General features: G+C 53.6%; 22 protein-coding genes and 1 pseudogene. 13 read left to right on the top strand and 10 right to left on the bottom strand.

Annotated elements, in window-relative coordinates; all coding sequences use genetic code 11:
* The first annotated feature begins 63 nt into the window (after nt 1-63).
* Both RBH33_RS14435 and RBH33_RS14440 read left to right on the top strand, forming a co-directional pair.
* Complete coding sequence (locus RBH33_RS14435; RefSeq protein ID WP_306732920.1) at nt 64-1,416, top strand: flavohemoglobin expression-modulating QEGLA motif protein; 1,353 nt, start codon at nt 64-66, stop codon at nt 1,414-1,416.
* Between the two features lie 5 nt (nt 1,417-1,421).
* The gene (locus RBH33_RS14440; protein WP_306732921.1) at nt 1,422-1,787 is read left to right on the top strand and encodes a hypothetical protein; all 366 of its coding nucleotides are present in this window, start codon (nt 1,422-1,424) and stop codon (nt 1,785-1,787) included.
* On the opposite strand, the gene ung is transcribed toward RBH33_RS14440, so the two are convergent.
* A complete protein-coding gene (gene ung, locus RBH33_RS14445) occupies nt 1,784-2,485 on the bottom strand; it encodes a uracil-DNA glycosylase (protein WP_306732922.1) in 702 nt (233 codons plus the stop codon). The genes RBH33_RS14440 and ung overlap by 4 nt on opposite strands.
* A 205-nt stretch (nt 2,486-2,690) precedes the next feature.
* Here ung and RBH33_RS14450 point away from each other — a divergent pair, with 205 nt between their 5' ends.
* Nucleotides 2,691-3,914 carry an ABC transporter substrate-binding protein gene (locus tag RBH33_RS14450; RefSeq protein ID WP_306732923.1) on the top strand — a complete coding sequence of 408 codons (1,224 nt, stop codon included), beginning with the start codon at nt 2,691-2,693 and terminating at the stop codon, nt 3,912-3,914.
* A 9-nt stretch (nt 3,915-3,923) separates the two neighbouring features.
* The gene (locus RBH33_RS14455) at nt 3,924-5,927 is read left to right on the top strand and encodes a methyl-accepting chemotaxis protein (RefSeq protein ID WP_306732924.1); all 2,004 of its coding nucleotides are present in this window, start codon (nt 3,924-3,926) and stop codon (nt 5,925-5,927) included.
* 21 nt (nt 5,928-5,948) lie between these two features.
* On the opposite strand, the gene RBH33_RS14460 is transcribed toward RBH33_RS14455, so the two are convergent.
* Nucleotides 5,949-7,127 carry a type III PLP-dependent enzyme gene (locus tag RBH33_RS14460; protein WP_306732925.1) on the bottom strand — a complete coding sequence of 393 codons (1,179 nt, stop codon included), beginning with the start codon at nt 7,125-7,127 and terminating at the stop codon, nt 5,949-5,951.
* A gap of 209 nt (nt 7,128-7,336) precedes the next feature.
* Entirely contained in the window at nt 7,337-7,939 is a 603-nt protein-coding gene (locus tag RBH33_RS14465) for a peroxiredoxin (protein WP_306732926.1), read from the bottom strand.
* Nucleotides 7,940-8,296: 357 nt separating this feature from the next.
* On the opposite strand from RBH33_RS14465, the gene RBH33_RS14470 reads away from it, so the two are divergent.
* Together RBH33_RS14470 and bfr are read left to right on the top strand one after the other, a co-directional pair.
* Complete coding sequence (locus tag RBH33_RS14470; RefSeq protein WP_306732927.1) at nt 8,297-8,506, top strand: bacterioferritin-associated ferredoxin; 210 nt, start codon at nt 8,297-8,299, stop codon at nt 8,504-8,506.
* A 161-nt stretch (nt 8,507-8,667) separates the two neighbouring features.
* Entirely contained in the window at nt 8,668-9,135 is a 468-nt protein-coding gene (gene bfr / locus RBH33_RS14475) for a bacterioferritin (protein WP_306732928.1), read from the top strand.
* A gap of 15 nt (nt 9,136-9,150) precedes the next feature.
* Here bfr and RBH33_RS14480 read toward each other — a convergent pair whose 3' ends face one another.
* The 3 genes from RBH33_RS14480 to RBH33_RS14490 are packed head-to-tail and all read right to left on the bottom strand — an operon-like array spanning nt 9,151 to nt 11,956.
* Nucleotides 9,151-10,260 (bottom strand): serine/threonine-protein kinase, encoded by a 1,110-nt coding sequence (locus tag RBH33_RS14480; RefSeq protein WP_306732929.1) that lies wholly within the window; start codon nt 10,258-10,260, stop codon nt 9,151-9,153.
* Nucleotides 10,261-10,282: 22 nt separating this feature from the next.
* Nucleotides 10,283-10,765, bottom strand: a complete 483-nt coding sequence (locus tag RBH33_RS14485) for an STAS domain-containing protein (RefSeq protein WP_306732930.1) — start codon at nt 10,763-10,765, stop codon at nt 10,283-10,285.
* A 6-nt stretch (nt 10,766-10,771) separates the two neighbouring features.
* Nucleotides 10,772-11,956 (bottom strand): SpoIIE family protein phosphatase, encoded by a 1,185-nt coding sequence (locus RBH33_RS14490; protein WP_306732931.1) that lies wholly within the window; start codon nt 11,954-11,956, stop codon nt 10,772-10,774.
* 278 nt (nt 11,957-12,234) lie between these two features.
* On the opposite strand from RBH33_RS14490, the gene RBH33_RS14495 reads away from it, so the two are divergent.
* Nucleotides 12,235-12,540 (top strand): PilZ domain-containing protein, encoded by a 306-nt coding sequence (locus tag RBH33_RS14495; protein WP_306732932.1) that lies wholly within the window; start codon nt 12,235-12,237, stop codon nt 12,538-12,540.
* Nucleotides 12,541-12,579: 39 nt separating this feature from the next.
* Here the strand turns inward: RBH33_RS14495 and RBH33_RS14500 are convergent, their stop codons facing one another.
* Nucleotides 12,580-13,338 carry an MlaA family lipoprotein gene (locus RBH33_RS14500; RefSeq protein ID WP_306732933.1) on the bottom strand — a complete coding sequence of 253 codons (759 nt, stop codon included), beginning with the start codon at nt 13,336-13,338 and terminating at the stop codon, nt 12,580-12,582.
* Between the two features lie 349 nt (nt 13,339-13,687).
* On the opposite strand from RBH33_RS14500, the gene RBH33_RS14505 reads away from it, so the two are divergent.
* A complete protein-coding gene (locus RBH33_RS14505) occupies nt 13,688-15,745 on the top strand; it encodes a putative bifunctional diguanylate cyclase/phosphodiesterase (RefSeq protein ID WP_306732934.1) in 2,058 nt (685 codons plus the stop codon).
* A 91-nt stretch (nt 15,746-15,836) separates the two neighbouring features.
* On the opposite strand, the gene RBH33_RS14510 is transcribed toward RBH33_RS14505, so the two are convergent.
* On the bottom strand, nt 15,837-16,526 hold the full coding sequence (locus RBH33_RS14510) for an HAD family hydrolase (protein ID WP_306732935.1): 690 nt from the start codon (nt 16,524-16,526) through the stop codon (nt 15,837-15,839).
* Nucleotides 16,527-16,548: 22 nt separating this feature from the next.
* Entirely contained in the window at nt 16,549-17,349 is an 801-nt protein-coding gene (locus RBH33_RS14515; protein ID WP_306732936.1) for an AfsA-related hotdog domain-containing protein, read from the bottom strand.
* A 403-nt stretch (nt 17,350-17,752) separates the two neighbouring features.
* Between RBH33_RS14515 and RBH33_RS14520 the strand changes: the two genes are divergently transcribed.
* Genes RBH33_RS14520 through RBH33_RS14530 form a run of 3 tightly spaced genes read left to right on the top strand, consistent with a single transcriptional unit; the run spans nt 17,753 to nt 20,549 of the window.
* Entirely contained in the window at nt 17,753-18,514 is a 762-nt protein-coding gene (locus RBH33_RS14520; protein WP_306732937.1) for a substrate-binding periplasmic protein, read from the top strand.
* A 15-nt stretch (nt 18,515-18,529) separates the two neighbouring features.
* Nucleotides 18,530-20,134 (top strand): sensor histidine kinase, encoded by a 1,605-nt coding sequence (locus tag RBH33_RS14525; RefSeq protein WP_306732938.1) that lies wholly within the window; start codon nt 18,530-18,532, stop codon nt 20,132-20,134.
* Nucleotides 20,088-20,549, top strand: coding sequence for a response regulator (locus RBH33_RS14530; protein WP_306732939.1), 462 nt, complete (start codon nt 20,088-20,090; stop codon nt 20,547-20,549). The genes RBH33_RS14525 and RBH33_RS14530 overlap by 47 nt, the downstream gene beginning before the upstream one ends.
* Here the strand turns inward: RBH33_RS14530 and hrpA are convergent.
* The gene (gene hrpA, locus RBH33_RS14535; RefSeq protein ID WP_306732940.1) at nt 20,546-24,490 is read right to left on the bottom strand and encodes an ATP-dependent RNA helicase HrpA; all 3,945 of its coding nucleotides are present in this window, start codon (nt 24,488-24,490) and stop codon (nt 20,546-20,548) included. The genes RBH33_RS14530 and hrpA overlap by 4 nt on opposite strands.
* 234 nt (nt 24,491-24,724) lie before the next feature.
* On the opposite strand from hrpA, the pseudogene RBH33_RS17805 reads away from it, so the two are divergent.
* Nucleotides 24,725-24,864 (top strand): annotated as a pseudogene (locus tag RBH33_RS17805) (transposase); the annotation flags it as partial.
* 442 nt (nt 24,865-25,306) lie between these two features.
* Nucleotides 25,307-26,071, top strand: coding sequence for a hypothetical protein (locus RBH33_RS14540; RefSeq protein ID WP_306732941.1), 765 nt, complete (start codon nt 25,307-25,309; stop codon nt 26,069-26,071).
* The last annotated feature ends 17 nt before the right edge of the window (nt 26,072-26,088 follow it).

A 26,088-nucleotide genomic window follows, 5' to 3' on the forward strand; every position in this document is an offset into this window, starting at 1 on the left:
CGGGTCACAGACGCGCCAGGAAACTATAAACTAGCGCCGACGCTTTCCTGCTCCCGGAGTCCCATGAACGACAGTCAGGCTTATCTCGTACGCCTTAAGAACTTGTCCACGCAGTTGGTGGCGCTGCAGAAGCCCATCCGTATCCTGGATGCCATTAAGTGGCCGAGCTCCCTGGAAGCCAGCTTTCGCGCCAGCGGTGGCCGAGAATTGCCGGCCGTGGATGCCGAATTTTACCAACGTCAGAAGTTGGGTTTCGACCCCGACCGGGTGTACACCGACCTCAAGGACTTGAAAAGCGATGTACGCCGACAGCTGGGCCGAGGCGACGCCCTAGGCCGCATTCTGACCGCTACTATTGAGCAATACCAGGTGGTGATCGAACTGCTGCGCCACCGGGGTCAACCCGAGTTTGGGGATTTTAGCCGAGAACTGTACGGCTCCGCTCACGACAAGATCCGTGGCGACCGCAAGACTCTGCGCCAGTTAGGCGAGCGCTTGTGTGAGGTGTTTTCTCTGCCCGCCGTAACGCACTTAAACCGCCCCTATCAAAGCGACATCAATGGTGAGCAGGCGGTGGCCATTTTGCGCCAACGCATGGACCGCTACTTTACCCCTGGCGAGGTCCGGGTGGAGCTGAGCGATGACATTGTGTCCGACGCCTCCGCCGGTGGCGATTGCATTAAGGTCAACCGACGCGCGCATTTTTCCGAGCTAGACTTACAGGTTCTGGAAGTCCACGAAGGCTGGGTCCATATTGGTACAACGTTGAATGGGCGTCAGCAGCCCTGGGCGACTTGGCTGAGTGTCGGTTCACCTCGCATTACCGCGATTCAAGAAGGTATGGCGGTATTAATGGAAACCCTGACTTTCAGCTCCTTTCCGCAACGGGCTCGGCGCGTCAGTGACCGGGTGGTGGCGGTGGACCTGGCTGAACAGGGTGCGGATTTTTGTGAGGTTTACCGGCATTTTATTGAGCGCGGCGTCAGCGAGCACGACAGTTACCGGGTAACTCAGCGGGTGTTTCGCGGCGGCATGGTCGAAGGCCGCGCCGGCGGGTCGGTATTTACCAAAGACATTTCGTACATTAAAGGCTTTGTGGAAAATGTGAATTTTATTCGCAGCGCCATTCAGTCCGGCGTGCCGGAAATCATTCCCATGCTTTTTGTGGGGAAAGTAACGCTGGATGATTTGCCGCTACTCTATGAGCGCTATTTGGAAGGTGTAATCGCTGGCCCCCGCTACCTGCCGCCCATGTTTAAAGATCTCAATGGCCTTTATGTCTGGTTCGGCTTTTCCAGCGGCATGTCACTGATGAACATAAGTCGGATACAGCAGCACTTTAGTAAACTATTCCAGCAACTACCGGCCACCGAACCGCTGTACTCCAACAACAAGACCGATATAGAACTGAATTAACCAACATGATGCATTACAAAATTATCCTAAGCGGTAAAGATATCTTCGTAGAGAACTACGGCAGCGCCGACCCCATCACCGGTTTCGTTGCCTGTCGCATCATTAAAGCGGAAACCGAACGCCTGGCCATAGCCATCGCTAAGCGCGACATTCTGGTGAATTGGAATCAAAGTTTTAACGCCGACCGAAAAGTTGGCTTGCCCAACCTTAAAGTGGAAAGGGTTACGCAGGTGAATGGATTTCTTGCGCGCGAACCCAAGAACGATTATTTCTTTTATACCGACAGTCAAACCCGGGATGAGCATCTGGAGAACTTGATCAACCCGCGCCGGTGGTTTAAGCGCAAGCCCAAGCAATCGCCGCCCGCTTAACCGGGGATATCAGGCAGGCACCAATTGATCGGCTCCTGCCCTCTTTGACGCAAATATTCATTCGCTTTGGAAAAGTGCCCGCAGCCCAGAAACCCCCGGTACGCAGACAGCGGCGATGGGTGCGAAGACTTAAGAATTAAATGCCGCGCCGGGTCCAGCAAAGCGGCTTTTTTCTGGGCGTAGCTGCCCCATAACATAAACACTACGCCTTCCCGCTCCTGACTCAGCGTTTGAATCGCCCGGTCCGTAAAAGTCTCCCAGCCCTGCTTCTGGTGAGACCCAGCCCGACCGTGTTCCACCGTTAAGGTGGCGTTCAACAGCAAGACGCCCTGCTCCGCCCAGGATTGTAAATAACCGTGCCGGGGAATCTCACAGCCGAGATCCCGCTTTAGCTCTTTGTATATATTTTGCAAAGACGGCGGCACCTGCACGCCGGGTTGAACGGAAAAACACAACCCGTGAGCCTGACCGGGACCGTGGTACGGGTCCTGGCCCAGGATCACCACTTTCACTTGGTCCAGCGGTGCACTGTTAAAGGCATTAAAGATATTTTTGGAGGCGGGATAGATCACTTTGCCAGCTTGTTTTTCATTCAACAAGAAGGCTTTAAGCTCGCGCATGTATGGCTGGTTGAATTCCGGCTCCAGCTGGGCCAGCCAGCTGGCGTGGAGGTCAATTTTGCTGGCTTTTAAATTCATAATCGGTTCAAACCAAAGCGAAATTAGCACAACAGCCGCTGTCACCTGTGCTACTCGCCGCACAGAAATACATTCTCGTGGCCGGAATCGACGGCTCCGCATGGCAATCATAGACAAAGCACCCTCCCTGACGCAATTTTAGGCTATACAATCCAAATGTAACCGGTTACAGTTTGCGTGTAATAATAACAACAGGTGGCTACAAATGGCGCTCTCTTCTCCCCTTCGAATCCTGGTTCTGGTGGTATCCCTGACTTTAACAGGCGCGGTGAATGCCCAGATTGGCGGCTCTATCACCGTCTACGTCAATCGAGCGGACCTGCAGGAAAACGGCAGCTTTCGCCGCTGGGCGAGGGAGTTTGAAGCGCTCCACCCTGGAGCAAAGGTCACCGTAGTCGCCGTTCCCAACTACGAAGTGGCCATGGTTTCGCGCTTCGAAGCCCGGGATTATGGGGATGTCATGATGGTCCCGCGGGATATGCCGCGTGCCACCTACCCTAACTTCTTTCTCCCCCTGAATGACCTCGGCCTGGCCGACGATCTCTATTTTGCAGACACATGGTCTCACGGCGAACACCATTACGCTTATAGCCAGGGGGTGAGTCCCGAAGGATTGGTGTACAACAAGGCCGTGTTTAAGACGTTGGGCCTGGAGCCACCGCAAACACTCGATGAGCTACTGAGTGCAGCGGAAACGATAAAGGCCTCGGGTCGAATTCCACTGGCGCTCAATGTCGGCGCTGGCTGGCCACTGCAACAGTGGGATAAGGCAGTCATGATCTTCGCTGACGATGGCCGTTATTACGACAGCATGACCACAGACCTGGCGCCCTTTGCCAGAGGCAAGCCCTACCGACAATCCCTTGCGGTGGCGAAGCACTTGTTCGAGCAGGGTTACAGCGAGCCAGATTTTATTCTCGATTCCTGGGAACAGTCCAAACAGGCGTTCGCACAAGGGCGCATCGCCATGTACTTCCTGGGCAGCTGGGTCATCCCTCAACTGGTAAGCGAGGGCATTCCCTCAGCCGACATAGGATTTATTCCTTTCCCCTTGACCAATTCGAACGAGGCGGTAGGCATTCTAAATTACGACTGGGGAATTGCCGTTGCGAGAAATTCCCGCAACCCGGCGACCGCAAAGGCTTGGGTACGCTTTCTGTTAACCCGTTCGGATTTTGCTGATGTTGCCGGATTTATGTCCACCGTCAAAACGCGCACCTCTTCCACCCCCCAACTGACCGAATACATGAGCACTCAGCCGCGTATGATTCAGGCGCAGCCCCAAAGCACGGAGTTTATTCGGCTCGCCAACAAGGCAGGGTTGGACTTTATGTCCGGCAGCTACATTCGGGACATCCTGATCAGTCCGGATTTTGAAGGCAGTATGGACTACTGGAATCGCCGCTGGCGGCAGGCACAAGAAAAATAAGGAGCTACCATGAAACTCAACCTTACCCTTGTGCAGCAAGTCATCGCAGGCTTTACCATCGTTTTGGGCTTGCAGCTTCTGGTGGCATCCCTGAGTCTAAGCGGGCAACAGCGATTGGCGAACCGCGTTGAAATGGCTTCTCAAACAATCACTCCGCTCATGCAGGAAACCGCCGCCTTGACGCGAGAAGCGCAACAGGCTGCCCAATTGGCAACGCAACATGCCGCCGAAACCGAGCTCCGGCGCCTGGCTCCCATGCAGGGAGCTTTTCTATCCGCCACCCAGGCGTACAACGAATCAATGAAACGTACACAACGATTGTTGGACAGACTGGGAGACGGTCAAGGTGCAATCCAGCGTGTGGATACCAGCATTAAAGGGGCTTTCACCCTGGCGGAACAACATCTGGAAATTCATGAGCAACAATTGCGTGCCACAGAAGCAGAATACCGGGCGTTGCATGACTTTGAGGACACTTGGCAATACTTCTCACCCGAGATGAACGACGCACGCTTCGGCATGACAGAAGAGGAACTGCCGGCACGCTGGCTCCTGGCATCACTGGAGCAGGATGCGAATCACGCGGCGGCGCTGCTGTCACGGGTGCCTTCCATGCGCTCAGAGGAAAGCCTTGCCGAGGTGGCCGATCAGTTGACCTACTTTCTCGGCAACATCGAAGCCAAAAACGCCATTATGCTAGAACGCTTTCCGATGCTCGCGGACAGACTTTCCATGTACGTTAACCTTCTGGTCCGGCATATCCGAATGGATAATGGCGTACTGGAGTTACAGCGACGGCGCTTGGCACTCGGAGAACAGAGCCGAGTCATGCTGCAGGATCTGGTCTTGAGCTTGCAAACAGGCCTCACGGATCTCGCCAGCTTTAACGAACAACTGAAAGACCAACTTGACCGAACCACTTTGGAAACAAGACAAAGTCTCAACAACTCAAGAAGCACAATCGTCATAGCCTTCATCGTAGCGCTAATCGTCGGCGTGGCCATCGCATACCGCGTGGTAAGGGGCGTACGGGTGCCACTGCGGCAATTGGTTAAGAGACTGGAGCGCTTGGCCAAGCAAGACTTAAGGGACAATGAGGCACATTGCACAGAAGGTGAGTTCGGAACCATTTCAAGATCACTCGACACACTCGTAGGCAGCCTACGACATGTCATTGGCCAATTGAAAAAACAAAGTGACGACCTGTCGGAATTGTCTACGGAAACCAGCCGCATCAGCACCGACTCCCGGCGGGATATCGATAACCAGAAAGCACAGACAGAAACGGTGGCGTCCGCCGCAACTGAAATGGAGTACACGGCCAAGGATGTTGCCAACAATGCGCGAGAAACCAATCAGGTGGTGGCACAGATTGACTCATCCGCGCAGGAAGGACGGAAAACAGTTCTGCTCAATCGTGAATTGGTGGAGTCCCTTGATAGCGAACTGACTTTGGGTGTTGACGTGATGACGGAACTGCGTGAGCAATCACAGCGCATTGGGTCCATCGTCTCCGTCATTCAGGATATTGCCGAGCAAACCAATCTACTGGCTCTGAACGCAGCCATTGAAGCGGCCAGAGCCGGTGATCAAGGCCGTGGGTTCGCCGTGGTTGCCGACGAAGTACGGGCCTTGGCCAGTAAGACCCGGGCTTCGACCTCTGAAATCAACAATATGGTGGAATCGCTTCAAGACTGCGCATTAAAGGCAGCCGATATCATGTTCCGCAACAAAGAAAAAGCCATACAATGCGTCGAGCAATCGGATCTCACGCGAGATTCCTTCCAAGGGATCCTGTCAGAACTACAACGCATCAAAAAAATGACTATAGGCATCGCAACAGTCGCTGAAGAGCAGAGCCGCGTCACCAGCGAAGTGGCCAAAAGTGTCGTGATCATTTCCTCCGTGTCAGACGGTGTGCAGAGGCACGCGGTGGACCTAGAGGAGTCCAGCCAACGGCTAACCACCATGGCCACAACTCAACAAAAACTGACCGCCAAGTTTTCAATGTAGTTACGGTCCCAGCAACTGCTTTTAGATGCAGTATTCTTTCAAAGGCGGAAAGCCGTTGAACTCAATCGCGCTGTACGAAGTGGTGTAGGCACCTGTGGACAGCCAGTACAAACGGTCACCTATGGCCAGGTTCAAAGGCATGGGGTACTTGTAGTTCTCGTACATAATGTCCGCACTGTCGCAGGTTGGACCGGCAATAACCGACTCCTCCACCTCGCCTTTCTTTTCCACGTAAATGGGAAATTTGATAGATTCATCCAGGGTTTCGATCAGCCCGGAAAATTTGCCTACGTCGGTAAACACCCACCGATGCAAAGCGGTGCGGGATTTTCGGGAGATCAGCACGACTTCACTTACCAGAATGCCCGCATTAGCGATCAGGGAGCGGCCCGGCTCGATAATAATTTCGGGAAAGTCCTTGCCGAAATCCTCTTCGATAAAACGGGTAATCTCCTGCGCATAGGTCTCTAGCGTATTGGTGCGGGTAATGTAGTTGGCCGGGAAGCCGCCGCCCATGTTGATCATTTTCAGTTCGATGCCGTCTTCTTCCCGAAGGCGCTCAAAAATGACCTTCACTTTGCCCAGGGCTGCATCCCAACTACTGATTTCACGCTGTTGAGAGCCCACATGGAATGACACGCCGTAGGGGATCAAGCCCAGGTCGCGCGCCAGAATGAGCAGATCCATGGCCATGTCGGTTTGGCAGCCGAACTTGCGGGACAGGGGCCAATCAGCCGTGAGCGTACCTTCCGTCAGGATGCGCACATAGACACGTGAACCTGGCGCGGCGCGCGCAATGTTGCGCAGATCCGCCTCGGAGTCGGTGGCGAACATGCGCACGCCCCGCTCGTAAAAATAGCGAATGTCTTTGCTCTTCTTAATGGTGTTGCCGTAACTGATCCGATCCCCCGTAACCCCCAGGTTCATTACCTTGTCCAGCTCGTAAATGGAGGCAATATCAAAATTGGCGCCCCGGTCTCGCAACAGAGTCAGGATATCCACCGCAGGGTTAGCTTTAACCGCGTAGTAAATGCTGGCGTAGGGGAAGTTATCTTCCAGCTCCTGATAGGCCCGGCTGATAGTGGCCGTGTCGATGACCACAAACGGAGTGTCCTTTTGATCGGCGAAAGACTTCATCCGGGCGAAGGTGTCGGCCGCAAAATAGTCATCAATCTGGATGTTTGGCGCGTTGTGGGTCATGAATAGGCCTCGGGGATTAGAGCGGAGGATGGGGCCGACGGAACGCCAGGCCCGGAAAACCGCGGATTTAACCTCGCCAATGAATAATCGGCAAGCACTATTTTGGCTTTTTTTGAGGCCCTCCGCAAAGTCCGTATGAAGCGGTCCGGCCAAAAAAAAGCCCGACCATAAAGATCGGGCTTTTACTGCGTTAGAACCGAAGCAAGTGCTTACAGTTTGTCGCCATGGGTGCTCAGGTAAGCCGCTACACCTTCGGGCGAAGCGTTCATACCTTTGTCACCTTCCTGCCAGCCGGCGGGACATACTTCGCCGTGCTCCTGATGGAAGGCCAGAGCGTCAACCATGCGCAGCATTTCGTCCACGTTGCGGCCCAGCGGCAGATCGTTAACAACCTGGTGACGAACAGTGCCGTCTTCGTCAATCAGGAAGGAGCCGCGGAACGCCACACCACCTTCAGACTCAACGTCGTAGGCCTGGCAGATGTCGTGCTTAACGTCGGCCGCCAGAGTGTAGCGAACCGGGCCAATACCACCGTCGTTGACCGGGGTGTTACGCCAGGCGTTGTGGCTGAACTGGGAGTCGATAGATACACCCACTACTTCCACATTGCGCTTTTTGAACTCTTCGATACGGTGGTCGAAAGCAATCAGCTCAGAAGGACATACGAAGGTGAAGTCCAGCGGGTAGAAAAACAGTACCGCTTTCTTGCCTTTGATGGCCGCGTGAAAGTTGTAATCGTCGACGATTTCGCCATTTCCCAGTACCGCTGAAACCGTAAAATCCGGTGCGGGTTTGCCTACTAATACGCCCATAGTGTTTCTCCTAAAGGGTTGGTTTGTGGGTAACTACTCTACATAGAGCCGAATGGTAAAAGATCAAGGGGTCGCCCCAGGTAAAACCAGGCTCGAAGAGTGACTTCCGAACCAACAACAAGGTTTTACCAATTAAACTCTGTGTCGCTGATAGCAGTTAGCTATGATACACGTCTGTGTCTAGGTGTCCTATTGATTTTGTATATAGCTACGAAAGGTTCACACTATATAGACTCACCCTATTAGCCTGACTTTACTTATAGCAACAAAGATACAAATCATTCTCAACAGTTATTGACATAGATTCTCATTATCGATATCGTTTGGACGTTCCCGCGACTTTTCTCCGAGGTCATCATGTACGTCTGCATCTGCAAAGGCATTACCGATCATCAAATCCGTTCAGCGGTTAATGAAGGCGCCACATCCATCGGCCAGTTGCGCCGGGAGCTGGGCGTGGCCAGCCAGTGCGGCAAATGCAGCTGCCTAACCCGGGAAATTGTTCAGGAAGCCCTCAGCGAGTCAATGCCAACGGCCGAAGGTCTGTTTTATTCAGCCGTCGCCTGATTCCATCTCCGCCAGGATGCAAATGGAAATAACTCGCCATTGCATTCTCTTTTTTCTTTAAAGTCAATAACTTAGCCTTGACAGGCTAGGTGCCTGTACTCAGAATGTGGCCAAGTACGACCTCCCTGGGCTTCAGCCCACCCCGAACAAGGAGCCACATCATGAAAGGCGACGCTAAAGTAATAGCCACACTCAACAAAATATTGGGCAATGAGCTCGTAGCCATTAACCAGTATTTTTTGCACGCCCGTATGTATAAGGACTGGGGCTTGAAGGAGCTGGCCGAGCATGAGTACGAGGAATCCATCGACGAAATGAAGCACGCCGATCAATTGATTGAGCGGATATTGTTTTTGGAGGGGCTGCCGAATCTTCAGGATCTGGGCAAATTGATGATCGGCGAAAACACGCAGGAAATGCTGGCATCCGATCTTAAGCTGGAATTAAAGGCCCTTCCCGATCTGCGAGAAGGCATTGTTTACTGCGAATCCGTTAAGGACTTTGTCAGCCGGGATTTGCTCAAGGATATTCTGGAGTCTGAGGAAGAGCACGTGGATTGGCTGGAGACTCAACTGTCTCTGATCGACAAGGTGGGCTTGCAGAACTACCTACAGTCAAAAATGAGTTAAACCGGCGATGGTGGTTTAGGTACAGCCCGGTAGCAGCATGATCAGCAGCGTACCCATGACCACCACTAGGGCCAGCGCCCAGGGCAGCACCGTACCCAATCGAGAGGCTTGTCCTCCTTCGGGTTCGATGCGATCCTCTGGCTGGGCCGCCAGGCCCGGCTCCGCCACATTCAGCTCATCCACTTCCGCCACGTCCAGCTTCTGTCCTTCGGCTTCCGGCATATCCAAGTCGAAAGGCGGAACCTCTTCCTGAGCCTGGGTCTGATCCGGGGTCTCGCCTGGCACTTGCTCCCCGGCGGATTGCTCTTCCCGGCTGGCTGACTTGGACCTATCCTCCTCCCCCTCGCGCATCAACGCCTCTTCACAAGCGCTCATGACCGCTTGCAACTGAGTTAGGGTAATCGTCGACAGGGCGTGCGCAAACTCAGCGCAAGACCCGTAACGATCTTCGGGATTCGGGGCCAACGTACGGTCAATCAAGGGCTGAAAGAACTCCAACTCCGGGCGCAGCTGGGGGCTTTCACCTGGCCGCATGGGCGGGTGTGGCAATAAATCATGCAGGAGTAACAGCAGCACCCGACCGAGGCTGTAGACATCGGAACGCTCATCCAAAGCGCCGCCTTCACGCTGCTCGGGGCTCAAATAGGTGTTCCAGTCAGCATCGGTGCCCGCCGACCAGCCCATGCCAAAGTCCAGAACCATCGGACGGCTGTCCTCGGCATGCAAGATTATGTTCTCGGGTTTGAGGTTGCCGTGTACGCAGCCTTGCAGATTGGCCGCATCCAGCGCGCGCGCGACCTCCTCTAGAATGCTCAGCTGTTCGGGCAGATCCAGCTCGAAGCGCTTGTGCCTCAAGTTTCGGCCTGGAACATACTCCATGGCCAGGTAGAATCGCCCACCGTGGCTGCCCTGCTCATACACTGAGGCGATGCTGGGGTGTTCGAGTTCACTCAGTAGCGACGCCTGGCGCGCAAACTGCTCACCGAAGGCCTTGTCGGCAGAAACCTGTGCGGAAAAAACTTTGAGCGCTACTTCCCGGTCGGCGTTTTCCACAAACGCCAGATAAACCGTCGCCGAACGCCCCTCTCCCAAAGTGTCAACAATGTTATAACCCGGTATTTCCATGGCACCACCTGCCGCTGCCGACTCAGGTTTTTTCAAGCATGTTTACCAAATTGCGAAAGGTTTCCCGGTTGTTTTCGTTTAAGCTCATCAAAATTTTGTGCGCCTCCAGAACCTTGTCTTTTACCCTACTCTCTTCAATGGCCTTGTCGGGCAAGGGCGTGTCCGCGCTCACAGGCGGTTCTAAATCATTCACTATCTTTAAAATTTCGTCAAACCCCATCGTTTCCAGCAGGCGGTTGATACTGGGGTTCGAGGAATACACAACCGGTATGACGTCTCGCTGCTCCCTTCCCTGCAAAGCAATTTTCGCCATCAGCCCCAACGTTGTGCTGTCTATGGCTTCTGCCTCGGTCAAATCAAATAACACGCCGGAGAAGTCAGCCTGGCTGAACATGGCATCAATAAACTGATCGAACGAGATACACAGGGTCAAGCGAACATCGCCAACCATTTTGATGACGTAAACACCTTGGTGGTCTGCAACCAAAATCTGACCGGGGCGCATACAGACTTACCTCTTAACGATGGTCAACACTGCAATGTCGTCAGGTGTGTCGCTTACATCCCTGATGCCCAAAACGTTGCATACACTATCAAGGCTAGCACTGTTTTGAGCCACAAGCTCGAGTAACCGAGTTTCTTTTTCCTGCAAGCTCTTGGCGGAGATTAATTCCAGCACGCCATCGGAAAAACACACCAGAGAAAAGGCATCCGGCAAGGTCCGGCTGTGCACTTGCCATTCCACGTCGCTAAAAATGCCCACGGGCTTACCGCTCCCTGCGAGAAATTCCGCACCCTGTGATGTCACCAGTATCGGCATAGGTAAATGACCCGCCACCACGTAGCGCATTTGCTGAGTGTGGGTGTCTACTACCCCGACAAAAAAAGTAAGGTGGTGGTTCAGCCTAGTTTCGTTAAGTTCTTCGTTAATTCGCTGCAGCATGATATTGGTGCCATGCTCGAAGGACTGTTGGTCACCAAATAACCCTTCTTCGCGCACCATTCGACTGACCAAGTGCTTTAACCATATGGTGACGAATGCCGAAGAGGCGCCGTGGCCCGAAACGTCCGCTAAATAGAACGCCAGATAACGTTGATTCAGATAGGCGTAATCGACGAAATCGCCGCTGAGGTACAACGAGGGAGCGATGTGGTGAGCGGCATGGTAGCCTTCTGGGGTGGCCAGGGGTTTGGGCATGAGGCGCTGTTGAACCTGGCGACCCGCCAATTGATCCCGCTCCAGTACACGCAGGTTCTCTTTCAGGCCGCGGTTGGCATACTCCAGCTTGTCCCGGTAGCGCTGATTTTGCAGTAGTAAATCCCGCCGCTCCAGGGCCTTGCGCACTGAGTGCACCAGTACTTCCATGTCCACGATTGGCTTAATGAGGTAATCACTGGCCCCCAGGCGCAGGGCTGACACCACATCGCCCATCACGCCAGCGCCGGAAACCACAACAACCGGGGTATCGGGGGCTTGCTCGTGAATCGCTTTGAGCACTTGCAGCCCATCAAAGCCGGGCATGCGCAAATCGGTAATGACAAGCTCGGGGAGGTGGTCACGAAAGGCTTCCAGACCGGAGGGGCCGTCTACGGCTTCAAGCACGTCAAAGCCACTGTCCTCCAAGTACGCCACAATACTTTGGCGAACAGGCGCGTCATCGTCGATGATCAGCAGTTTTCTGCTTTCGTCGGTCATTCGCTCTGTCCAGCGGCGGAAAAAAGGGGGGTCATTTAAGGCGCATTACACTACTCTCTTCCCTTCGCCGGCGCAAGTTCACATGCCAGAATCCGCACCTGTTTCAAGCCCGCACCGAGCCCCAGGCCCGGCACGGACTTTTCTCGACCGACCACCTGTTCAAGCCTCAGTTTTTGGCGTAGATTTGGAATTGAGAGCGGTTTGGTACCTCTCTGCGGATTTCCGTCTGGAACTGCGAACAATGCCAATGGATCAAGGCTGAATGATAGGAGTTAGCTATGAGCTTAGGTGATCGAGCCTTCAGCGAGAAGCGAGACTTTATTCGCATGAAAATTGATACTCCCCTCAGAGCACAAATTACGGGAGACGGCATAGCAGTGGACGGCTTGTGTCATGAACTCAGTGGCGGCGGCATGCGCCTGGAAACCACCCACAGCCTGCCTCCCGGCACCGAGCTGGACGTGACCATCTCCTCGGAGCATGGCCACAACCCCACCCTGCGGGCCAAGACGCGCGTAACGCGCGTACATGCAGAACACAGCGGCTATGTATTGGGAATGGAAATTCTCGAAATCCTTGGCTAACGGCTGCTCGGAGAAGGGCCGCTGCGCGGGCATGGCGACTTAGAAGTCGTCATCGTAGTCCCCATAATCGCCAAAATCACCGTAATCACCAAAGTCACCACCAAAGTCATCTTCGACTTCCCCGTCGTGAATCAGGTACTCCCGACGCTGCAGGTAGGCATCGCGAATAAACACGTATCGATCCCCGATCACGTGCTCCTCCAACTCCATTAACTGCAAACGGTTGTCGATGTGGTAAAAAGCCACCACGCTGTAGCGCGTTCTCGTATGGTCAATATAGAAAAGCGGATCGGTAGCCCACTCCACGGGCAGCGCCACGGTGTCGCGCACGGTACTCGGCCCCAAGAAGGGCAATACCAAATAGGGCCCCTGACTGACGCCCCATACCGCTAGAGTCTGACCAAAATCCTCTTGGTCACCATTTTCCAGCCCCATGTGCTGAGCAACGTCCCACAACCCTCCCACACCCAAGGTCGAGTTAATCGCAAAGCGGCCCAAATCCCTTCCTGCCGAACCGGGCTTGCCTTGTAGCAAGCCATTGAGGGCACTGGGCACCTCCATAATGTTGGAAAACGCATTGGATACCCCCCGCTGTACAAAACGCGGCGTTACGAACTTGTAAGCGTTGGTAACAGGGCGCAAGACAAAACGGTCCGCCGTTTCATTAAACGCAAAAACTTTCCGATTGAAGTTTTCCCAAGGATCAACGTCCTCTTCTGCCCAGGCAGGACCGCTGGCGAGCACGAGCCCGACGCTCAGGAGCAACATCCTTAGTCGGCAGACCATTAAGCTATTCACCGGGGCTCACCTCGCAAAAGTGGAGAAACGCGCTATTCTGAAGGAACAGCCCTATTCCGTCCAGCATTCACGGCCTAGGCTAAACCGCTCCGGCGGGTAAAGTTTTACAAAATTTGTCGCCCGAATCCCAATTGTCGCCCCTATGATGCTTTGGGCGCCAAAGCGACAAAACCTCTGCTGCCCAACAATACAAAAGAGTCGCTTTTTTATGCCTTAGCCACTACATTTAACTACGACCTTCTGGTTTGCCTTGTACACTTACAGGCCTTACGACTTCGTTTATCCAGGTTGATTTCAGGTTGTCGAGCAGACGACCGATCACCGCAGTTGGCAATACGTGGAACGCTACATGGGAATACCACTTAGAGTGTTATTCATTGAAGACTCGGAGCTGGATGCGGAATTAACCGCCGCAGAACTGGCCCGTGGCGACTTCGAGCTCCAGATGGAGAGAGTGGAAACCGAAGATGACATGAGCGCGGCACTGGCCGACGCCGACTGGGATCTGGTTATCTGCGATTACCGTCTGCCGCGCTTTAGCGCAGAAGATGCCCTTTCAACTCTGAAAAACAGCAACAAAGACCTGCCGTTCATTATTACCTCCGGCGCCGTGACCGCAGAAGACGTCGTCAGCCTGCTCAAGCAGGGCGCGCACGACTTCATGGACAAAAACGCACTAGCCCGGTTGGTGCCGGCAGTGGAACGCGAGCTGCGCGATGCGAAGATCCGCGAGCAGCGCCGAGTGGCCGAGCAGCGCGTACGCGTCTTGTCTAGAGCCATTGAGCAAAGCCCAGTATCCGTGGTTATTACCGATCCCAAAGGCCACATTGAATACGTCAATCCCCGCTTCGAAGAAACCACCGGTTACACGTCCAGTGAAGCCATGGGGCGATCTCTCGGCTTTACCCTGCTGGACGAAGAAAGTGCCAGCGCCATGGATGAACTTTGGTCCACAGTCAGCAGCGGTGTGGAGTGGCGAGGCGAATTTTGCAATGTGAAGCGTGATGGCCAGCTCATCTGGGAAGCGGTCAATGTCTCTCCATTGACCGATCCCCAAGGCACCTTGACGCACTACGTGGTCATCAAAGAGGACATCACCGTCCGACGCAGTTACGAAGAACAACTGCTTCGCCAAGCGCACTACGATCATCTGACCGGCCTGGCAAATCGCGTACTGCTGATGGACAGGCTGACCGTCGCCCTGGAAAATGCCGCGCGCACGGGTCAACAAACCGCCTTGCTGGGTATTGACCTGGACCATTTTAAGAACGTCAATGACAGCCTTGGCCACAGCGTCGGGGACAACCTGCTGAAAGAAGCGGCGCAGCGCTTAAGCAGCTGCATTCGCGGCGGTGATACCCTCGCCCGCATGGGGGGTGACGAGTTCGTCGTGGTGCTGCCGCAAATCACCAACTTGCGGGATGTACACAAAATAGCGGAAAACATTGTTCGCCAGTTCGAGCGCCCGTTCACCATTATCGGCAAAGATTACTTTGTCACCAGCAGCGTGGGCATAGCGTTGTACCCGGAGGACGGCGGCAATCCGCATTTGATTTTGCGCAATGCTGATTTGGCCATGTACAAGGCCAAAGATTTGGGGCGTAACCAGTACCACTTTTTTACCGAAGACATAAACCAGAGATTAATGCAGCGCCTGGAGCTGGAAACCCGCATTCGTCACGTCATTACCAAAGACGAACTGCTGCTGCACTACCAACCGATTTATAACCTTAGCGACAACAGCGTCGCGGGCTTCGAAGCTCTGGTACGTTGGCGCCAAGCCGACGGTAGCTTACGTATGCCGGGCGACTTTATTCCCGTCGCTGAGGACATAGGCATTATTCAGGAAATAGACAGCTGGGTGCTGCAAGCCGCCTGCAAGGAGACATCGAGCTTACTGAACCAGCAACCTGGCGAACTGCGCTTGGCAATCAATATCTCGCCCCGGCAGTTGGAGGCACCCGGCTATGCGGACTTTGTCCGCCGCCAACTTTCCCTCAATCATCTCAAGCCGAGCCAATTGGAGCTGGAAATTACAGAGCGGGTATTGGTGAACGATGCTGAAGCCACCCGCACCAATATTGAGGCTTTATGCAATCTGGGCGTGCGGCTTTCCATTGACGACTTCGGCACCGGCTACTCGTCTCTTGGCTATTTGCAGAAATACCCGTTTCATACGCTCAAGATTGATCGAAGTTTTGTTTCCAACATTTCAGAAAATCCCAATGCTCGGCGGCTGATCGAGACGATCATCACCATGGCGCACGGTTTGGATATGGAAGTGGTCGCCGAGGGGATTGAGTCGGAACAGGAGCGACGCTTTTTAATGGAGCACGGCTGCGACCAGGCACAGGGGTTTCTGCTCAGTCGTCCGCTACCGCTACACGACGTTATCAGCAATATGTAATTGGGTGGTAAAAAAACTCCCGCCGATTCGGCGGGAGCTGGAGTGTTGCGAAAGCAACGAAGGTTTCTTTTAACTTATGCCTGGTGCGTGTCTAGGCCGGCATCACCACTCGCCAACCGAGTTCTCGAGCGTGAGACTCTAAACCGCGTCCCCCACCGACCACTGTGGCATTGCCTACGGCTTTGAGCATCGGTAGATCCGACAAATCATCTCCGTAGGCGTAACAAGTTTCGGCGGAAACTCCCTGTCCCGATAAGAACTGCTGGATCGCCTCCACCTTGCCATCACCAATCGTCTGCGGTGCCAGTATCTCCCCCGTGTAGCGGCCGTCTCGAACCTCAAGACGGGTACAGAGAATATGGCGTACTCCAAGCTCCTCGGCGATGGGCTTCAACAACGCCGGAAACGAACCCGACACAAACACCACTTCTCTTCCGGCTTTTTGGTGTGCGCGCAACTCCTCAACCACGGGGATGTGATAGAAGCTTGGGTGCTGTTCCTGCGCCCAAACAAACCACTCTTTCCCACGGCGAGTGACTTCCAGCTCCGCCCGACCGGCAAAGTGCTGATAATACAGCCGGTTGAGGGCATTCCAACAAGCCTGCTCGTGCATGTGCTCTCGCAGATCCGCCCGGTACCGCGCTTCGGCTTCACTATCGCCGGTTACTTGGTACCAGTAGTCCTGAAAGCTCAGCATGCTTTTCACTGAGATCAGGGTATCGTCCACATCAAAAAACACATAACTTCGATGCGTGACTTCAGCTTTCTGAATAACTGTCATGGTAAAACTCCCTAGTCAATCGTTATACGTTTTCCACGTGCCGCATGGGCTCGTCATACTCTTCGATGTTGCTTGCCAGGCTCGACAAGAACTCCCCTTGAGTTTTTGAAGCCTGCATGCCCTCACGCTTGCTAATTCTGGCTCTTTCCATAGCGCCAAACGACATGGTGAACTCAGACACAGTTTTGCCACATTGCTCCACGAAGGTCTCCGCGGCGAAGCTCAACCGACGAGGGTTATCCACCGATCGCTCCGTAATACGAGTGCGAATCACTGCACTTACCGGAAACGTATAGTGGCTGTAACTGACCGACAAGGCATTAAAGATAAAGGCATAGTCAATGCCGTTGTCCGGCATCAGGAACTGCTCAGTAACGGCGAGCATGGCCTGACGGGCCGCCTCGATCAAAACCATCCCCTGCACATGCTGACCACTGAGGTGGTCATTCATCAGCTCGCAGTCTTCGTCAATCATCAAATGCAGCTCAAAAGTATCCTCCGACAACTGCCTGGGCTCGGAAATCAGAGTGTTTCTCGGGTTGCGTTTATGAGAGACCTTGGATGAAGCCCGCTGGGGCAGGCTATGCCAGAGTGAGAAGTCAAAGTGGGACACGTTGGGAGAGGCCGCCGCATCCTGAAGCAACTGATTCACACAGTCATCTCCCATGCCCTGCCCCGGAACCAGCACAGTCCGGCTCTGGCTCGGCAACATGTGCACCGGCAAGCTCAAAAGACCTCGGAGCTGCGATACGGTAATCGCGTCCTTATTCTTTACATAGCTAGCAAACTTATCGCCTACAACTAATAGGATTCGGTTGTTCATAGGTATTTCCTCTAGGTTTTTGTTTTTGAGAGTTGGCCGGTCACCGCGGGAGCGGATCGCGTACCGCCCGAGTCCATCCGGAGTGGGATTCCCAAGGCGCTCCGCCAGTGCAAAAAGTATTCGCGAGAACGCCTTCACAGATTTATACTGTCAATGGTCACGCGTGACTAGCTTTCGGCTTGCCGACTGGAGTGAGCCCAAAAAACCAAGAAGAATTGAAAAGGGAGCAACCGTGCGCGCCCAGATGATTTGAGCGCCATGCGAAGTGAGTGCGTGAACTTGTGGGCTGTAAAAGGGCCTGACGACGGCGACCCGCCACTAAATCCAGTTGAAACGTTTAATCGCCCGATTTAGTCAGCGAATGGACCACCAATAAAAAAGTTTCGATTATTTGAGATAGGTTATGTTTAAAAGTTTTTCCCGCCCTCCGGCAACGCGACTGACGGCACTATTGATCGCGCTGTTAACCTTGAGCTCTAGCGGTGCTCTTCTTGCGCAGGACCCCGATACTCTGGAGTTGAGATTCATTACCATCGAAGTCGCTCCTTGGGCATCACACAATGAGCAGACTCAAAACCTGGAAGGTGCCTTCTTCGATATCATTCAGGCACTGGAGCAACGCACCGACTTTCGTATTCATGCCTCCATTACGCCTTTTGCTCGAGTTGACCGTGAACTGGAATCTGGCAACCACGACTGCACAATTTTGGTTCCTCGACCAAAGTCTCTGGTAGTTCCCGGCGCACTGGTGTTCAACCACGCACTGGGTGCCATTGCGCGTAAGGAGTTTGTTCTGGAATCGTACGACGACCTTCAAGATCTGCGCATCTCAGTTTTGCGCGGTGGTTCTTTGAATGAACAATTCGACACCGACGATAGCTTGATTAAAGAGTTCGATACCGATTACGTCATTGGCCTGAGAAAAATGGCTCGAGGGCGTATCGATGCCATCGTGGGCGCTATAAGCACACTGCTGTACGTGGCTGAAGAAGAAGGTTATTTAGATATTCTCGGTGAGCCTTTAGTCCTGCAAGAAATGTCGTTGTACTTCCAGTGCTCCAGAAGGTCCGAACACCTGAACGCTATGCCAGTTATCAACCGCGCCATCGAGGAGATGAGACAAGACGGAACCCTGGACGCCATTAAAACGAAACATCGCCTTTAAGAAACAGGCTTCATTATGAGCTTAGTTCGCTACCCAACCGCACTGGCTTCCGCCTTTGGTAAGCCAAGCATTGCCAAGCGGTTGCTGATTTCCATCATTCTATTCAGCTCATTGGTGACGCTGGTCGCCACGGCGATCCAGCTTTATACCGACTTCCGTCGTGACGTTAGCTCCATTGAGAGCCGGCTCACTGAAATCGAAGGCAGCTACCTTGCCAGCGTTAGCGCGAGCCTATGGAACCTGGACATCAATCAATTACAGATTCAGCTGGAAGGCATTTTGCAATTGCCGGACATTAATGCGGTGTTGGTGAGGGAGAATTCTGAGAACGTCGCCAGCCCCTTGGAGCTGAGCCTGGGCTCCTTGCGTGAGAGCCAAACCATCACTCGGAACTATCCGATATTTCATCAACTCGGCAACGAGCAACGGATGATAGGCACGCTTGTCGTACAGGCATCGCTCACGGAAGTCTATGCCCGCTTGTGGGATAAAGTTGTGGTCATCCTGTTCAGCCAAGGGGTAAAAACGTTCCTGGTATCGCTGTTTATTTTGTACATCTTTTACCGCTTGGTCACCACACATCTGACCAGCATTGCCCAGCATGTGAGCCAGTATCAATTGGGGCAACCAGCACAGCCGTTGCAGCTAAACCGGGAGAATCCCTCTCGCGAAGACGAACTGGATCAGGTGGTGAACGCATTCAACGGCTTGAGTAAAAATTTGCACCAAGCCTACGAGCACATGCGCGACGTCAACCAGGCGTTGGCCGAAGACATTATCGCCCGCCGCGAAGCCGAAGAGGAAGTGAGACAACTTAACGCTAAACTGGAACAACGGGTGCGTCAGCGCACGGCGGAACTGGAAGCCGCTAACGGCGAGTTGGCCAGCTTCTGTTATTCCGTCTCCCACGATTTGCGCGCGCCCCTGCGTCGCATCGAAGGTTTCCGGCGTATGCTAAATGACGAAGTGGCACCCAACTCTTCAAAGCAGGCTACGCACTACTTAGGCCGGATTGAAGCTGGCACAAAGGAGATGGCCGATATGATCGACAGCTTCCTAAGCCTATCCCGATCCACCCAAGGCGAATTGACGGTGGAGAAGATCAACGTCTCCGAGGAAGCTACGCGCATTGTGGACAGCCTTCGTGATCGCGACCCCGATCGTCAAGTGGAAGTCATCATCGAGAAGGACATTTACGCGGATGTGGATCGACGTTTCTTCGATATGCTTCTAGGTAACTTGCTGGATAACGCCTGGAAGTACACGGGGCAAAAAGAACACGCGAAGATTACTTTTGGTCACCGTAAACATAAGGGAAAAAGTATTTACTTTGTCGAGGACAATGGCGCCGGTTTCGACATGAAGTACGCAGACAGGCTGTTTTCACCCTTCACTCGCCTGCATAAAAACTCGGAATTTGAAGGAATCGGTATCGGACTGACTACCGTTCAGCGTATTATTAATCGACACGGGGGCCGCATCTGGGCCGAATCCAGCCCGGGCGAAGGCACCGTTTTTTATTTTAGTCTTTGGGAGAGGGACACGGAAGGTGGAAAGGAAGACGATTTTACTGGTGGAAGACAACCCCGACGAAGCGGAGCTGGCCCTGTTGGGGTTTGAACGGGTTAACGGACCATACGATGTGCAGGTGGTGAATAATGGCGAGGAAGCGATGGACTTTCTGCTCGCCTGCGGCCGCTTCTCCAAGAGGCAGCCTAACCATAAACCCAACCTGATTCTTCTGGATGTGGATCTTCCCAAAGCAAACGGCTTCGACGTGCTTAGGCGTTTGCGGCAGGAAGACGCTTATAAAACGACTCCCGTAGTGATGCTAACCACATCCGACGAACGCGCCGACTTACTGAGGGGCTATCAGTTAGGTGCAAACAGTTACCTGTGTAAACCCATGGACTTTGACAGCTTTACCGACCTTCTGAGTCAGATTACTCAATACTGGTTGGGGCCCAAGCCCGACCCGGAAGCGAACTCTGCATTGAACCGCGCTGTCGATGTCTCTGGCGGACGACGTTTTTAGTGGCTGACCTGCTCCCAAAGCTTGTTTAATCGCTTACTGGAAACGGGTATCCGGGTTTTCAATGTTTGAGCAAACAGTGATACCCGGAACTCTTCAATCGCCCACCGGTATTCCTGCAAAGCGTCATTCGTTTCCATTTGCAGCTCCCCTTCACGCTCCAGGTAGTTCTCCAGCCTCTCCCAGTGCGGCGCCACCTCCTCCAGTAATTGTCGATCTTTGCGGGGGTTGAGGGGCGCTTTCTCCAAGCGCTGATTCAAAGCTTGTAGATAGCGCGCGTACTGTCGCAGCCACTCTTCAGGCGTTCGATACACCAACCCCGGGTAAAACAAATTCTGCAACTGATGGTTGATGTCACTGAGGGTAAACGCCAACGGCAAAGTACGCCGGTGTTCCTTGAGGCGCTTTTTCACCGTCACCAGTTCTGCCAAGCTTGCGGAAAGCACCCCCGCCAGATCCTGAGCGTAAGCCACCAAGTCCGTTTTTACGCGTGCGTTCACCGCCGTAAACTGCTCATGGGTTCTCGGGAAAACAGCACCCTCGGGCAGCGCCAGCTGAGCCGCGCTGGCCAACAAGAGATCGTCCACCACCTGGGCTCGATTGCCTATGCCGGCAACCGACAACGCCAACTCATCGCCTTTCAACAGTTCCTTGTGAAGATACTTGGTTGTTTGCGCGTTTTCCAAAAACAGCAGGCGAGCCAATCCGCGCCGACTTTGTTGCTTTGCCTCTCGCTCGTCATCAAGTACTTGCAGCGCTACCGATGAGCTCTGGTCAACCAGCGCCGGATAGGCGCGGATACGAATGCCGCCGCGCTGCAGTTGTACGGCCTCAGGCAACTCGTCTATATCCCAACGGACTATGCCCTCCCGCTCCCAACCGCTGGCAGCGGATTGAATATTTTCCTGCACCCGCTCCCGGTAGCGAGTACGCAACTCGGGTAAGTGACGGCCGCGTGCAATCACCTTGCCCGCTTCGTCCAGCACCTGAATATTAAAACGATAAAAGTCATCCACTTCGCTGTCGCGCCAGGCGTCTTCTGGCACTTCTACCAGCGTTTGACGCTTCATCTGTTGGGCCAGCGCTTCGGTCAGAGGCGTATTGTCAGGCTTCATGGCCGCCAGGGCCTTGTCTACCACATCCGGTACCGGCACAAAGTGTCGACGCAGGGATTTGGGCAAACTTTTGATCAGACTGATGCATTTGTCCCGCAGCAAACCGGGCACCAGCCAGTCCAGGCGGTGCTCGGGCACCTGATGCAAAAGGCTTACAGGTACTTGCAGGCTCACGCCATCGTCCGGGTGGCCCGGCTCAAAATGGTATTTGAGGGGAAACACCATGCCCTTCCATTCCAGCTGGTCCGGGAACTGCGCCTGGGTAATATCCTCTGCCCCATGCTGCATCAAACGCTCGCGATCAATAAACAAAATACGCGCGTCTTGCTGCTCGGCCTGCTTTCGCCATTTATCAAAACTCGCGCGGCTGACCACGTCCTCGGGCAACCGCTCGTCGTAAAAGGCATACAGCTCTTCGTCATCAGCCAGGATATCCCGGCGCCGGGACTTGGCTTCCAAGTCGTTCAGCTCTTTAACGATTTGCTGATTGTGGGTAAAAAACGCCGGTACTTTCCGTCCCCGCTGGTCGGCGCCTCGTCCCTTTTGCTCACCCCCCTGCCCTTTTTGCAAATACCGGCCTTCCACCAGCGCCGAGCGGATAAACACTTGCCGACACACGGCGGGGTCAATGGTCGTAAAATCAATGCGCTGCTTTTCGACCAAGGTTAAGCCATAGAGCGTGATCTTCTCGTACGCTTTAACCCGGCCACTGCGCCGATCGTAGTGGGGCTCGAAGTGATTGCGCTTGACCAGGTGTTGCGCGGCCTCCAGCGCCCATTCCGGCTCAATCTTCGCCACCGTGTGGGCAAACAGCCTGGACGTCTCCAGCAGCTCGGCCGCAACCAACCACTTGGGGCGCTTCTTGAACTGGGACGAGCCGGGAAAAATCGTGAACTTCCGGTTGCGCGCACCTAAATATTCGCGCTCCTCCGTGTTAAAACCCAGATTGCCCAGCAAGCCGGTGAGCAGCGCCCGGTGTACGGTTTCATAGTCCGCCGGCTGAGTGTTTTCTTTCAGGTTCAAGCGCCGGGCAATCAGATGTAATTGCCGATGCACATCCCGCCACTCGCGCCACCGGAGGTAATTGAGAAATTCCTTCTTGCACTGTTTGCGCAATTGGTTCTGCGATAGCTCCTGGCGCTGCTCCTCGAAGTAGTCCCACAGTTTCACAAACGCGAGAAAGTCCGAGTGCTCATCCCAAAAGCGCCGATGCATTTGATCAGCGGCCTGCTGTTTATCCGCTGGCCGCTCGCGCGGATCCTGGCTGGACAAGGCACTGGTGATAATCATCACCTCACGCATACAGCCCAACTCGGCCGAGGCCAACAACATACGCGCAAGCTTCGGGTCCACGGTCAGCTGCGCCAGCTGCTTGCCCGTGCTGGTCAGACGCTGCTGAGGCGTAACCGCGTGCAATTCCTGCAGCAACTTGATGCCGTCGTTAATAAGACGGTGGTCCGGCGGGTCAATAAACGGGAACTGGTGAATATCGCCCATGCGCATTTGCAGCATTTGGAGAATCACCGCCGCGAGGTTGGTACGCAGTATTTCTGCATCGGTAAATTCCGGGCGGGAGAGAAAATCCTCTTCGCTGTACAGGCGAATACAAATGCCCGCACTGACCCGACCGCAACGCCCTTTGCGCTGGTTGGCACTGGCCTGGGAAATGGGCTCGATGGGCAAGCGCTGAACTTTGGTGCGGTAACTGTAGCGGCTCAAACGCGCGAAGCCTGGATCAATCACATAGCGGATACCCGGCACAGTAATGGAGGTTTCCGCTACGTTAGTGGCAAGCACCACGCGCCGGCCTTTATGCGGTGAAAACACTTTTTGTTGCTCCGCCAGACTCAGGCGTGCATAAAAAGGCAGGATTTCCAAATCCCTGAACTGGGCGTCCCTAAGGGCTTTGGCCGTTTCACGGATTTCCCGCTCACCGCTCAAAAAGACCAAAATGTCTCCGCCACGAGGTAGCTTCGCCTCGCGCTCGTGCTGATCCAGCTCCTCAATGGCCTGAATGATGGGCCGATGCGGATCGTCATCGTTGTCGTCCTCAACGGGAGGACGGTACCAAACATCCACATCGTAGGTTCGACCCGACACCTCCACGATGGGCGCCTGGCCGAAGTGCTGGGAAAATCGCTCCACATCAATAGTGGCGGAAGTGATAATCAGTTTCAGGTCGGGCCGTTTCGGCAACAGTTGTTTCAGAAACCCCAGCAGAAAATCGATATTGAGACTGCGCTCATGCGCCTCATCAATAATGATGGTGTCGTACCGGTTGAGGAACCGGTCATTTTGGATTTCCGCCAGCAAAATGCCATCGGTCATGACCTTGACCAAAGTCCGATCGCTGGATTGATCGGTAAAGCGAACCTGATAACCCACACGCTCGCCCAAGGGACTCTCCAGCTCCTCCGCGATGCGGTTGGCGACGGTGTGGGCGGCCACACGCCTGGGTTGGGTGTGACCAATCATGCCCGCCACGCCACGGCCCAATTCCAGGCAAATTTTGGGCAACTGGGTGGTCTTCCCGGAGCCGGTCTCCCCGGCCAGTACCACCACTTGGTGGTCACGAATCAGCTCAGCGATCTCATCCCGCTTTTGGGAAACGGGCAAATCCGGGTAGGTAATACGGGCGGGCAGTAGCGCCTGACGCTGCTGATACTGGTGCTGGGACTTCTCCAGCTGCTCGCGCCAGCGATCCAGTGCCGGATCACGCTTTTCCGGCGCAAGCTGTTGTATTTCTTGCCATCGACGCGCCAGACGATACCGGTCTTGGGCCATGGCGTTTTGCAGTTCTTGCTCAATGTTGGCGGGTAATGCAGTCATGCCTGTGGGGCCTCCTCGAGGGGACGCATGATACCAGATCTGCGCCCTACCCCGCCTGGCGCCAAAACTTGCAATCTGTCTCAGGATGCCTTTTCTGTTGGAAAAAGATAAATCACTTGATCCAATGGAGGTTCGATCGTTCACTTGGCGTAGCGACGACGCATCATCTCGTCGATGACTTTTTGGAGAAATGGCGATTGGCGCATAACGTAATATAACTACAACCAAAACACGATGGTTGTGATCAATTTTGAGCAGCAGCTCAAGCCCGGTACTAATGACCCCTCAATAAACTCATTGATCACCATATCGACCTCAGCGCTTTCTATGAAAATTACAAGAATGACAATGGCGGTCCCTCCGCCTATGATCCGTAAAGTACAAAAGGACACACTGGTTCCATGAAAAACCGCGCACCAGTTTGAGGTCAAAAGATTTTGCATAAAAAACAAAGAGTTAGCCGCCGACTCGCAACGGGTGAGGGGAAAAGGGGTATATCGCATAAGGTGACTTTTGCACGAGTGGCATTTTCTGCTGAAACATCGAATAAAATTCGTTAAATCAAAGGGTTAGCAACCAGCAGCACCCCGACCACTTAGAATATATACCGACACCTGTCCGAATTTTCCTGCAAAACAGACACAGTGCCCCAAATCCCGAAACAAAGAAATGCGCCATCCAGCGCAAGATGAGTGAAATCGCGCCTCTGCCATGCTATAAAGATTTTATTTACCAAATAAACGGACAGATGTCGGGTGATCCGGGCATACCTCGCTTGATGTCGTAGATTCAAATGTTACATTTCATAAGGTACCGATGGACACTGAGGCGTTAGTAAAACGAACACTGGAAGAGCACTTTAAGCTCAATGTCGAGAAAATACCTGAGTCGGACGCAAGAACACCAGATTTCCTTGTGCGCGACGGCACAAACGAATATTTGGTAGAGGTTAAGGAGAAAGAGGCAAATCCAGCACTTGCTGAAGCAAGAGAAGAGGCATTTTCCAGAGGCGAAATATTCGAAGTCTCTGAATCGCTTGCAACGAAAAGTGTGCTTCAAAATGTAGTGCGAGACGGCCGCAGACAAATCAAAGCGCATGTTACTGACGAATCAACTTTTAGGATAATTTGGGTTCATTGTGTTGGCCTTGCTTATGACGCAACACTAGAGCAAATAAATGCAGGGCTTTATGGTAGTGAAACCGTTGTAGACTTTAGCTCCGATGATGCTTTTGCTGTAATCTGCTATTACTTTGGCTTTAGTCAGTTCTTTAAGTATCGGGATTCAATAGATGCTGTAATGGTTACTGGTCGCAAAGGCGAGGCGACTCTCTGCATAAATAATCATTCGCCTCGGTATGAGAAATTAAAAGCATCAGCACTAGTCCACGCTATGCCAGTTGGTGTTAAAGATCCAATACATGAAGAAATGGAAGGCTGTGCATTTGTAGTCGATGGCGAAGTGGATCGTAGCAAGCCGGATGAAGTATTGAGTTATCTCCGGAAAAAGTACAAAACCGAGAAACTCAACGTAATGAACATGCGCCATATGGAGGTTCATATGGCGGCCCCACATAAATAAATGTAACAAGCGCAGGC

Source organism: Marinimicrobium hydrolyticum, from assembly GCF_030848505.1.
Classification (GTDB): Bacteria; Pseudomonadota; Gammaproteobacteria; order Pseudomonadales; family Cellvibrionaceae; genus JAVDDU01.